Here is a 12,376-nt window from a genome sequence, read left to right on the forward strand (position 1 = left end):
AAACTAAAATAATCAAAATCTCTTAAATACAAGGAAAAAATAAAATAATAACAATAATAAATGGGTTTTTGAATTTTCAAACTATTTAGTAGATTCTGCCTTATATATGATATAAATTATTATTTTGATTTAATGATATAACTAATATTCAACAGCATATAACTTTGTGATTAAAATAAGCGATGATGTCTAAAATATTCCAAACGCCTAAATTCTAATATGTCTATGTAATTATCCACAAAGATTTTATTATCTACAACTGGCTTCAACTGTTCAGTTAAGCAAAAATAATTGCCATCCATTTTAAAATATTCTCCTTCTGTTTTTATCAAAAATTTTATTGGATTTTCCTTTGCTAATTTTACATAATCCCATTTACTCCATTTTTTAAAATTTTTGGTTCTTTTATGCCGTTCCATATCTAAGGAATTCTCTGGATTATCGTAAAATTCTTTAAAACTCCTGTAAATATCTTCTTCATTACATTTTAAAGAAATGCCATTATATCTTATAAAGGATTTTAAAAGAGGGATTTTATAGGTTTTCGTCATTCGTGTTCTTTCCATCATATTTAAAAAATCTCCTGCAATTTCTTGGACTTCCTTTTCCTCCTTAGAGAGCTCACCAAATTTATCTAAAAAACCTAAATAATTTCTAAATATATTGATATTAGAATTACTTCTGATTTTTTGATATAGATTATTATTCATATGCTTAAACATTTCGACTCTATTGGGTTTATGTCCCAAATGTTTCTTTATTCTTTGGTATTCCTGATATACTACCTTTAATGTTTCGTAATCGTCCCCCATATTAATCATCCTTGATTACTTCTTTTAAAATAAGTTTTTTTGAAAATCCCCCCCTTTCTTCGAATTTTTTATTTTTTATTTTTTTAACTTCATTAAGGGATATCCTATAATATGCCCCAATAGTTTCGCAAACTTCTAAAATGTCTGCTAACTCCTCAGGAGATGGATTTTCTTTAAACTCTTCAATTTCTTCTATTAATTTGTCATATAATCTGTTTATATATTCTTTATCATCTGCAATATACACTATCGGCTTATGACCGCTTTTTTTAATAATCTCTGGAATTTTATCCCTTACAAGTTTGTTATATGTGGTTTTTTTCATACTGCCCCATATATTGTGAATTATAAGCTAAAATATAACAGTTTTTTCTGCAACTTCTAAAAAAATATAAAAAATTAAATATAAAAAATAAGTCTCATTTATAGGAACATAACCTAAATTCTAGGAATATTGCTCTTCCTATCTATTAATTCTTGCCTTTTTGCACTGTTCCAGTTTGAAACATTTTGTAAATATCCTGTGATTCTGCTGAACTTTTGAATTTTAGAACTTCCACACTGGCTGCATATGTCCCTTAACCCTGCCATACCCTTACCGCAGTTTTCACAAATACTAAGATTTTTCGTGTAAGTCCAGAATCCAATATTAGATTTTTCTGCTATTTTCTTTGTTATATCCATCAAAACCTCTGGGTCTGCATAAGCCTCAGCATTCCAGAAATGTCCTATATGCCCACCATTACACAACGGATGGAATTTTTCCTCAATTCTTATTTTTTCACCAAGTGTAGTTGGTGAATTAACCTTAACATGTGATGAATTTGTATAATATAGTGAGCTCACATCTGTCAAATCACCATTTACAACAGATTTTGTTTCATCCTTATAGTACTTGTAATCCAACCTTGCAAAGCGACCCGCTGTGCTCTCAGCAGGTGTTTGAGTTACTGTCCATCTTAAACCGGTTTCTTTTTTCAAATTATCTGCATAATTTCTAATATGCTGGATAACCTTCTCTCCAAAGGCCACTGCATCTTTTGAAGTATGTAATTCCTCCCCTAAATGGAATTTTAGCAATTCGTTTAAACCGACAAATCCAAAGGTTTTTGTGGTGTTGTCATATCTATAATATTGTTCATCGTCGAATTTCTGAGTCATGAAAGGCATTATTCTATTATTTAGTATTTTTGTAGTAACATCGTGTTTTATGAGTAAGGCCTCTGTTAGTATTGCCAATTTTTCATCGATTATCTCAAACAATCTGTCGTCATCCCCTCCCGCCTCATAGGCAATTCTTGGAAGGTTAAGTGTATACCACTGCATATTTCCAGTTCTAAGGGTATCGTTTTCAGTATTCCCAGTCCAATCTCCGCTTAATCTGGTTCTGCATCCCATGGCGTTGGTGTTGTTTGCCTGCCAGTCTGGAAGCATATTTATAAAGTATGGCAATCCCCATTTACTGCTCAGTTTGTGAAGTTTTATCATCAGTTCTTTATTTTCATCGCTAAATGCTTTCTCCCTTAATTTTACGATGAAGTTTGGGAATAAGAACGGCTTTCCAACTGCATCCCCTTCCATCATTACATCAATCAATGCCTCCAATATCATCTTAGCCTCTTCTTCATATTCACCATAGGTTCCCCTTGTTGTTCCTGCAATCACTGCTGGTTTATCTTTTAAAAAATCTGGAACCTCTAATTCTAAATTTATACTACTAAATACGGTATTATGACACAATATTCCTGTTGCAGTAATGAAATTTTCATTATCTTCAACGCTTAAATCATAAACATATCCTTCGTAATCAATCTCTTTTATCTCTTTTATTTCAAAGGGTACATTCAATTTAAACTTGGTTATTTCATCCTTTAAATCAGGATTTATTTCTTCAATTTTTTCCAAAGTATTTAATTTTAATTTTCTATCTGATGATTTCCATGCACAATCATCATATGGTTTTTTGTTAGCAATATTTCTTAGGTATTCTTTTATTATTCTGTAATCATAACTTAACTGTTCGTAATCTGAACCTTTTATTCTATCTTTTTTATAGTTTGGAATAACATACTCCTTTAACACATCGGTGCCGATTTTCGCTATTTCAATTACATACAATTTATGGTTCCTTTGAGTATCTATGCCTTTAATTTTAATCTGTTCCCCTTCTTCTTTAACTTTACTTAGTGAATACATCATATTTAGTCCAGATAACAAAATATGCAGTTGTCCAAGCAATTGTTCCGATGTTGTATATACCTGGACTCTTCCATTCTTACTAATATAGCCATCTCCACTTATAAGGCCTCCTAAAAATGCCTTTTTTATTTCTTCATCTCCTTTTAATATAAATTCAGGAATGTTTTTATTTGGAGCTCCGCTATTTATACACATTACATTTTTAATGAATTCATACAGTCCTTTGTTTGTAAATGAAACTTCATTATCATCAGTTTTAACACTTAATGTAATGTTTTCATTAATATCTTTTATGAATTTTTCCATAAATTCAATAATATCATCATCCACTGTTGCTATCCTTATGCTGTTGGTTCCATAACTTCCTTCTGCAACAAATAATCCTAAAAATTGACATAATTCTTTGGTTATTTCAAGTTTCTCAGGAATATCATTTTGTCTGCTATTGTATTTTGATTCTGACCTTACATATTTTGTATCAATTAAATCTCCAATTTTATATTCAATAGTATATGGATTATCAAAGTTTCTAATTATATGATTCATTTCTTTTGGTTTTACTTGCACAAGTTGTCCATTTTCATTGTAATTAAATAATGAGTGGTCTTCCGTAATAGATACTGTTGTTCCATCTTTACCAATAACTTTGTAGATTTTACTATAGGGTTTATGTCTTGATAGGGCATAAACTCTTTTAAATTCTGATTCACCAGTATTGACATTTACAGATATGGTATATACTTCATCATTTTCATCTAAATATAATATTTCTGTATCGCCATTAATTGTTATTTTATCTTTATATTTTTCCATTGCTTCATCTATATATTCTCCAATCTTACAAATTTTTAAGTTTTCATCTTCTTTTATAAATATTAATTCATCTTTCACTAGAGACTGGCCTCCCCTAGCCACATACATTTGGTTCATTTCGTAAATAAACATCTGCATAAGCTGTTTTATTCTGTCGTATGGTAATCCCTTCATATAAGGTGCAAGCCATATGTTAAATTCGTCTATGGACTGACCTCCACTCATTTCGCACTGTGCCGCACTTAAAACCTTAGCAGCATGCTGTATTGCTACCTCAGCATGTTTTGCAGGCTTTGAAACACTTGTGTGTCTTCCCGTCCCATCAACCTTTAAACCATGCATAAAGAAATTCCTTAAATCGTGCTGACAGCATACTGGTCTTATTGCAGCGTATTCTAAATCATGCAAATGTATGTCTCCCTTCATATGTGCATCGGCTATATGTTTTGGAAATACCTCCAATAGGGCATACTGCTTCATTGTTTCGTCTGCCACCCACTTATGAATTGATTCTGGATTGTGCATTAAATTTGCATTCTCTCTACTTCCCTGATTTATGAGTTTTTTAATGTCATATATGGGGATTCCCAATCTTGTGTGTTTTTGTCTGAACTCCTCCAATCCATGCTCAATTAATTTTGCATTTACGAGCTCCCTTATCATCGGTGCAGTTAGATATTTTAAATCTAATTTTTTTATTTCCTTTTCAATCTCACTACTGATTTTAGAAGATGTTTTTTTATCCAAACCTGTTTCGTTTATAAGGGTGGATATTATACTGTTTTTATCAAATGGTTGAAATTCATTTTTTGAAGTTCTGACCTTTAAGACATTTTTAAACTGATAGTTTTTTGCATATTTTGTTCCTTTTTGATTATCTATTTCTTTAAGAACCTCACATACAATACGCTTTATATCATCCGTGGAGATTTTATCATAAATCTTGCCACAAACAACGCTAACAATAGAATCTACATATTCATAATCTACCTCGGAATTCAAGAGGGATTTAACCAATTTGTTTATATTAAATTTTTCCTTTGCCCCATCCTTTTTGATAATCTCTATCTTAAAATTGCCGTATTTTTTACTACTTATCATTTAATCACCAAAAAAAGTTATATTGTTATAAAATTATAGTTATAAACATATAACAATTACCGTGCAGATTCCGTAGGTTATGCAATTATAAATACGAATTTCGTAAAGTAACTATATTAATTAATATAACAATTATAACATACCATAATATATTTATGAAAAGCTATACACTCCAACTATATTTATTATTTTTTACTTTGTTTAATCCAATATATAATTTAATTTAAATTCGAATAATAAGATATAATATATTTAAAGAAATAAATATTAAATTAATAAATTTTTTAATCGTTCAATGCACAAATCCAAATCATCAAGGCTTTTATTCTGCATTTCAATCATTTTTATACACTTTATTTTTTTGATTTTACCCCCATACTTTTTAAAATCAATTTTGCCCTTTCCAATACATAGATGCTCATCGAACTCCCCACTATTATCGTGAATGTGGATATGGGCTATCTTTTCAATTAATTCATCATCTAAAAATTTACTTATATTTTTATTTAAAAAAGAATGTCCGATATCAAAGGTAATACTTAAATCTCCTAAATTATTTATAATTTCATCCGTAGGTTCTCTAAACATAAACATGTTATACGACGGCATGTTTTCAATGGTTATTTTTATAGAATACTCCTTTTGAATATCATTCAAATCTTTTAAAGATTTTATCAGTGCATTTGATGCTTTTTTATAATCATATTTAAAAACACAATAACCCGGATGCAGAACAACCAAATTTGCATTAACCCTATCAGCAGTTTTTAAAATATCCTTAACAAAATCTAAACTGGCATTTCTTATTTTCTCCCTAAAAGAAGCTAAATTTAAATCAGTTAAAGGGCAATGTAGTGTGTAATTTAAATCATAAGAATAGGGAACATCAATATTTTCTTTCTCCATGACATTTATATTGCCATCACAAACCAATTCAACATATTCAACCTTTTTTTCTAAAAATTCCAATGAATATTCTAAATTTTTACCAGAATCTAAAAAAATACTACTGGATACACCAATTTTCATCATTTCACCAACATTAATTTATTAGTTTATTAACAAGAAACCTTTTTGCAAAACAGTAATCACATTTAATTTTAAATAATGTTAATTTTTCTTTATTATTAGTATTATTTATATTTCCCATATAAAAATAGCCTTCCAATGTTGGACATGGGTAAATATCTCCAACCTCATTAACAAATAACAAATCCCCGCTATTTAGATAACAGTATTTATCTTTCGGTCTTTTTTGTAGGTTTTTTATATAAATAGGATAATTATTTAAGTCCTTTAAGATTTTGTTAAATTCATTTTCATTAGGCATTAATTTTAAATGTTCTTTCTTCTTTGGCTTTAATAAATCAAAACTTATACTTTTAATCCCCAATGCCATAAGATATTCCACAAAATCTTTAATATGTGGCAAATTTTTATTGGTTACCACTGTTGTAATCCCAAATGGGACTTTGTTATTTTTTAATAAATATATTCCTCTTATGGTATCCAATGTTGATGAGCTCCCATTTTTATATGGTCTCAAAGTGTTGTCTTTTATATCTGCTGTATCGATACTTACCCCAATATTTATATTTAATTTTTTAATTTTTTCAATTATCTCTTCATTCAATAGTGTTCCGTTTGTTTGAACTGCATAAGAAATATTTTTATTAGTGTGGGCTTTATTGCAATAATTTACTATATCCTCAATTAATTTAAAATTTAATAGCGGTTCTCCCCCTGTGAATTGGATTTTTAGATTGTGATCAGTTTTTAAAATATAATCAATGGCATTTTTTGCAGTTTTAAAGTCCATATCTTTTTTACAGCTATTATCTCTATCATTGTTATTATTACTATTATTGTTATCATCGATATTGCTATTATTATCATTATTATTTGCATAACAATAAATACAGTTTAGATTGCATCTATTTGTTATTTTTAATATTAAATATTTCATGCTATCACATAGAATATTCCATAAAATGAACTTATATCAAAATTATAGAATTAACAACCCTCCTATTATAATAATATCCAATAATAGAGTAATTGCAGCGTTAATCATTACAATTTTTGTTCCAAGCTTTGTTCCAAATAGAGAAACATGTAAAGGTAAGGAGTGCTTAACATACCTTGTTGAAAAGGTCAATACATTTCCAATAATAAGACCTATCAAAACCTCCCTTGAACTTAACATATTTTCGTTTAGAAATCCCCCTGCCATTACAATAGCTGCCTGAACATTCATTATTTCGGTTAAGGACACTAGTCCAACATTTGGATTTAAACCAAGAATATTTGTTATTGGGCTTACTAAATTATTTAGATGATCAAAAGCTCCAATATTAGATAAGTAGATGACCAAAAACATGGTAATAAGCATAACTGGAATCAATCTTCCTGAAAACCTTAAAGTGCTTTTTAATGATTTTTCTAAATTTTTCTTTTTATCCATTTTATTAATTTCTGGCACTTCAAAATCTGCCTTTTTTGAAATGATGCTCAAATATATGGTCCCAATTATACTCTTTGCAAATGCTACGCCCAATCTAATTAAAACAAATAATAATCCAGTTAATCCCAGTATTGGAATAACAACAGGTATAAAAAATGTGAAAGTATGTGATAATACAGATGGAAATGAATTTGCAAGAGATGTTCCAATTATTTCCCTTTCATCCAATTTTTTATCCTTTAATCCCTCTGCCAGTATAGAATATCCAACTGATGGGCTAAAAAAACATACTAAAATCGAGGATATTGAAAGGGGATTCATATTTAAATGTCTTGTAATAGGTTCCATGAGCTCTGAAAATTTTTTCATTATGCCGGTGTTTATTATGTAATTCATTACAAACATTGAAATCAATACAATAATGGATATTTTTATAGTATATATTAAGGATATTTTAACTGAGCTTATGATGACCTCAATATCTATAATTGCCACACGCATCACCAAAAAATATTGATAAATTATTTTTTATGTTGTAACTTATATTTTATAATTTAAGATATTATACATAAATAAAGATATAATAATATACCTAATTATATATAGAACTATAGATATGTATTTATAGATATATAAAAAATCTTAAATTTATACAACTTGGGATAAACGGGATAACATGAAAAATTTTGAAAAAATTAGAGGTTCTCTAAAATTATTGATACTCTATCTTTTAAAAGGAGAAGAATTGCATGGATATGCCTTGATGCAAAAATTAAGTGAGCTCTTTATAAACTATAAACCGAGTTCTGGGGTAATCTATCCAGCACTTCAAAGTTTAAAAAGAAGCGGATATATTGAGTGTATTGAATATACCAAATATAATAACATAACAGATGAAAAAAAAGAACTATTAAATAATAATGGAAATAATGGAAAGCCCAAAATATTGTACAAAATTACAGATAAGGGAAAAAAATATTTAATAGAAAACAGTGAAAAAATAAAAAAGATTTTTGAACATATAAATAATGTAAATGAATTTTACAATTTAGGAGGAAGGGAATTGAAGGAAGCCATGGTAATGGTTATTAGAGAAATTCCAAATCTCAGTGAAAAGCAGAAAAAGGAACTTAAAAATGTTATGGTAAAATCTTCAAAAAAAATTAAACTAATTTTGTTAAGGGATTAATAATGAAAAAATACAAATACGCCATCGAAGTGAAAAATTTAACAAAAAAATTTGAAACTTTTGCTGTAAATGATGTAAGTTTTAAGATAAAAAAAGGAGAGATATTTGCATTTTTAGGTCCAAATGGTGCGGGAAAAACCACCACAATAAACATGATAACAACCCTTTTAAGACCAACTTCTGGAAGTATTAAGGTTGCTGGCTATGATACAGTTAAGCATCCAAACGATGTTAGAAACATTATTGGTATAGTTTTTCAAGACTCAACTTTGGACAGGGAATTGACCGCCTATGAAAACTTATATATTCATGGTAGAATTTACGGATACAGAGGAGACGATTTAAAGAACAGAATAAATAGTATGTTAAAGTTCGTTGAACTGGAAAATCATGCAAATAAAGTGGTTAAAACATTCAGCGGAGGTATGAAAAGAAGATTGGAAATAGCGAGGTCATTAATTCATAATCCAGAGATATTATTTTTGGATGAGCCAACAATTGGATTAGACCCGCAGACAAGAAGCCATATTTGGGAATACATCGAGAGAATGAAAAAAGAATACAATATGACAATTTTTTTAACCACACATTACATGGAAGAGGCTGAAAGTTTAGCAGATAGAATTGCCATAATTGATAATGGAAAAATCATTGCCATTGGAACTGTGGATGAGCTCAAAAGTATGATTGGAAATGATATGATTTATTTAAAGTTTGCAAATAATCTTGACTCTGAATGTGTAAAAAATATATTAAATATATTAAATGAGCATTTTGGAAATAGCAACATAATTAACGGGATATTTGAAATAAGAGTCAAAAATGCAAATGAATCAATACCTAAAATCTTCGAGATAGCGTTAAAAAATAGCTGGAAGATTTTAGAAGTCAGTTATAGAAAACCAACACTAAATGATGTATTCATCCACTTAACAGGAAAATCCATTAGAGAGAGGGGTGGAAACTTTGATATGAAAAAAATCTTTGCAAAAAGGAGAGGGATGCTATGAATGTAATTACAACAATGGCATATAGACAGATTAGGAGATTCACGAGGGCAAGGTCAAGAATTATTGGAACAATTTTACATCCAATTATTTGGATTACATTCTTTGGTCTTGGATGGAGTAGAGCTCTTAACTTTCCAGAGGCAAAGGCATTATTTGGTGGAGTTGATTACCTAACATATCTTGTTCCGGGAATTGTCGCCATAACAATATTCACAACAAGCTTTATGAGTGGGATGTCTGTTATAATCGATAAGGATTACGGATTTTTAAAGGAAATCCTTGTTGCACCAGTATCTAGAAGTAAGGCGATATTTGGTAGGATTTTAGGAGATTCCACAACTTCAATACTTAGGGGAATAATCATACTTTTGATGTGTGCATTTATCACACATATAAACATACTTGGAGTAATTCCCGTTCTAATTATTGGAGTTTTACTTGCTTTTACATTTTCAAGTATTGGAATTTCCTTTGCATTAAAAATGAACAATTTAGAAGGATTTGGCTTAGTAATGAATATGATAACATTGCCACTGATGTTTTTAAGCGGAGCATTTTATCCTATTAGTTCATTGCCTATTTGGATTAGGATTTTTGCCTACATAAATCCATTAACCTATGCTGTTGATGGGATGAGGTATTTTCTGATTGGTAAATCGCAGTTCCCAATAGTAATGGATTTTGGTATATTGAGTGTGCTTTGTGTGGTGTTTTTAAGCATCGGAATGTATCTATTTGAAAAAGCCACTATTGAATAAAATTAATAAAAATCATAAAGCAGTATAATAATTAATAAATATAGAAGAATAAAACTAAATTAGGTAGTATTATGAAAGTAATTGGAAAAATGGGAAAAAAGGCAGAAAAAATAAAAGAAACAAAACCACTAAATAAAATTGAATTTAAATCATTTTTAACAAAAATAGCCAATGATACAAAAATAGCAGAGGGAGAAAAAGCGGTAGAGGATATATTAAGATGTATATATAGAAATCAGCCAATTTCGACGAAAAAAATAGCCCAATATACGAAATTGCCCCTACCAATAATTGCAAAGGTAAGAACGATTTTAGAGAGAAACAGAATATTAAATAGGGAAAAAATGGGGGCTGTATATTCAGAATATGGTATGGATTTAATTGAAAAAAATTTAAAATTTAAATTAAATCACGATTTAGAATGTCCAATATGCAATGGGAAAGGCATAATTCTCAATGAATACTTTGAAGATATACTTAAAAAGCATAAAAAGTATGCAAAAATGAGACCTACTGTAAATACCTCAATAGACCAGTCCTTTGCCACCCCTGAAACTGCTACATATCGAGCAGCATTTATGGCAGATAGGGGGGATTTGGAGGGAAAGAGGATTTTATTTGTTGGAGATGACGACTTAACATCCATACCTACGGCAATGAGTGGGTTATGTGATGAAGTCGTTGTTATGGATATAGACGATAGGTTGTTAAATTTGATAGGTGAAATCTCAGAAAAGGAAGGTTTAAACATTAAAACCATTAAACAGGATTTTAGAAATCCAATAAAAAATGAGTATAAGGGAATATTTGATACAATTTTTACAGACCCTCCTTATACATTGGATGGCTTAAAATTGTTCCTATCCCGCGGTGTTGAAGGATTGGGAGAAGGCGGAGAAGGTGTATTATACCTCGCATTTTCTCACAAGCCGATAGATGAATATTTGGAGCTCCAAAGGATTATCAACAGTATGGGGTTTGTAATATATGAGCTCATACCAGGATTTAACATATATGAAGGTTCTGAGATAATAGGAAATACCACATTTTTAGCCAGATTAATCGGAAAAAACTTAAAAAAATTTGAAGAGGGCGAAATCGATTTAGTTAAGTTATACACGGGCGAGGTAAAACCTACAATTAGATATTACAAATGCTTAGATTGTGGTAAAACTTATGAAATTGACGGCAAAAACATTAGAATAGAAAATTTAACCTGCGAATGCGGTGGGAAAAAATTCAAAATGATTAAGAGAAAAAAAATAAAATAGGATTAAAGAGTAATAATAATAAAATTAATAAATTAATAAATAATATATACTTCATTATCCAAAATAATATTTATATTAATTAAAAACAACAGGTGTGATTTATGATATATAAAAAAATCTTAATACCAACAGATAGTTCAAAAGTATCAATGGAAGCTGCAAAGCATGCTCTTGAAATAGCAAAACTTATGAATTCAAGGGTATATGCCATATATGTAATAGATATTGTTCCATTTATCGGGCTTCCAACGGAAGGATTGTGGGAAAGTATGAAGGCGATTTTGGAGGATGAAGGTAAAGAGGCTCTTAAAAAAATAGAAGATAGGGCAAAAGAAATGGAGGTTGATATAAAATCCGAAATCCTTGAAGGCAATCCTGCAAAAGAGATTGTGGATTATGCCGAAAGAAAAAAGGTAGATTTAATAGTAATGGGGACTACTGGAAAAACTGGTCTTGATAAATTGTTGTTGGGAAGTGTTGCTGAAAAGGTTACCAAAAAAGCTAAATGTCCAGTGCTTCTTGTAAAAATGGTAGAAGAAGAAAAAGAAGAATAAACAAAAATTTATTTTTTATATTTTTTAGAATAATTTAAAAGTTAATAAATCATTTAAAAAATAAAAAAATATTAATTAATAAGGAACAGGCAATCCCAATTCCTTCCTATGCTCGATTTCTTTACTATTTTTATCTTTTTTAGTTAATGCAAGTTTTTCAAGGATTCCTAAACCAAATTTACCTTCATCTATTGGTTTGGTTTCC

The 12,376-nt window shown here is 29.4% G+C and carries 11 protein-coding genes and 1 pseudogene; 5 read left to right on the plus strand and 7 right to left on the minus strand.

The window, feature by feature from the left end; genetic code table 11:
• Positions 1 to 170: 170 nt before the first annotated feature.
• From F7B34_RS06210 to F7B34_RS06235, 6 genes are all read right to left on the minus strand, one after another.
• Positions 171 to 812, minus strand: a complete 642-nt coding sequence (locus tag F7B34_RS06210; protein WP_292460968.1) for a helicase — start codon at positions 810 to 812, stop codon at positions 171 to 173.
• Between the two features lies 1 nt (position 813).
• Positions 814 to 1,137, minus strand: a complete 324-nt coding sequence (locus F7B34_RS06215) for a nucleoside triphosphate pyrophosphohydrolase (RefSeq protein ID WP_292460969.1) — start codon at positions 1,135 to 1,137, stop codon at positions 814 to 816.
• Between the two features lie 113 nt (positions 1,138 to 1,250).
• A complete protein-coding gene (gene nrdD / locus F7B34_RS06220; protein ID WP_292460970.1) occupies positions 1,251 to 4,925 on the minus strand; it encodes an anaerobic ribonucleoside-triphosphate reductase in 3,675 nt (1,224 codons plus the stop codon).
• A 267-nt stretch (positions 4,926 to 5,192) separates the two neighbouring features.
• On the minus strand, positions 5,193 to 5,954 hold the full coding sequence (locus F7B34_RS06225) for a sugar phosphate isomerase/epimerase family protein (protein WP_292460971.1): 762 nt from the start codon (positions 5,952 to 5,954) through the stop codon (positions 5,193 to 5,195).
• 13 nt (positions 5,955 to 5,967) lie between these two features.
• Positions 5,968 to 6,891, minus strand: coding sequence for a radical SAM protein (locus F7B34_RS06230; protein WP_292460972.1), 924 nt, complete (start codon positions 6,889 to 6,891; stop codon positions 5,968 to 5,970).
• Between the two features lie 42 nt (positions 6,892 to 6,933).
• Complete coding sequence (locus F7B34_RS06235; protein WP_292460973.1) at positions 6,934 to 7,884, minus strand: nucleoside recognition domain-containing protein; 951 nt, start codon at positions 7,882 to 7,884, stop codon at positions 6,934 to 6,936.
• A 181-nt stretch (positions 7,885 to 8,065) separates the two neighbouring features.
• Between F7B34_RS06235 and F7B34_RS06240 the strand changes: the two genes are divergently transcribed.
• The 5 genes from F7B34_RS06240 to F7B34_RS06260 all read left to right on the plus strand — a co-directional run bounded on the left by F7B34_RS06240 (position 8,066) and on the right by F7B34_RS06260 (position 12,171).
• Positions 8,066 to 8,578 carry a PadR family transcriptional regulator gene (locus F7B34_RS06240; RefSeq protein ID WP_292460974.1) on the plus strand — a complete coding sequence of 171 codons (513 nt, stop codon included), beginning with the start codon at positions 8,066 to 8,068 and terminating at the stop codon, positions 8,576 to 8,578.
• Positions 8,579 to 8,580: 2 nt separating this feature from the next.
• Positions 8,581 to 9,588 carry an ATP-binding cassette domain-containing protein gene (locus F7B34_RS06245; protein WP_292460975.1) on the plus strand — a complete coding sequence of 336 codons (1,008 nt, stop codon included), beginning with the start codon at positions 8,581 to 8,583 and terminating at the stop codon, positions 9,586 to 9,588.
• Entirely contained in the window at positions 9,585 to 10,346 is a 762-nt protein-coding gene (locus F7B34_RS06250; protein WP_292460976.1) for an ABC transporter permease, read from the plus strand. The genes F7B34_RS06245 and F7B34_RS06250 overlap by 4 nt, the downstream gene beginning before the upstream one ends.
• 71 nt (positions 10,347 to 10,417) lie before the next feature.
• Complete coding sequence (locus F7B34_RS06255) at positions 10,418 to 11,617, plus strand: bis-aminopropyl spermidine synthase family protein (RefSeq protein WP_292460977.1); 1,200 nt, start codon at positions 10,418 to 10,420, stop codon at positions 11,615 to 11,617.
• 101 nt (positions 11,618 to 11,718) lie between these two features.
• Positions 11,719 to 12,171: a universal stress protein gene (locus F7B34_RS06260; protein WP_292460978.1), complete on the plus strand. Its 453-nt coding sequence runs from the start codon at positions 11,719 to 11,721 to the stop codon at positions 12,169 to 12,171.
• A gap of 75 nt (positions 12,172 to 12,246) precedes the next feature.
• Here F7B34_RS06260 and F7B34_RS06265 read toward each other — a convergent pair.
• Positions 12,247 to 12,376 (minus strand): annotated as a pseudogene (locus tag F7B34_RS06265) (coenzyme F420 hydrogenase subunit beta); the annotation flags it as partial.

Origin of the sequence: Methanothermococcus sp. (assembly GCF_015523155.1) — an archaeon.
Lineage (GTDB): Archaea > AGJL01 > Methanococci > Methanococcales > Methanococcaceae > Methanofervidicoccus.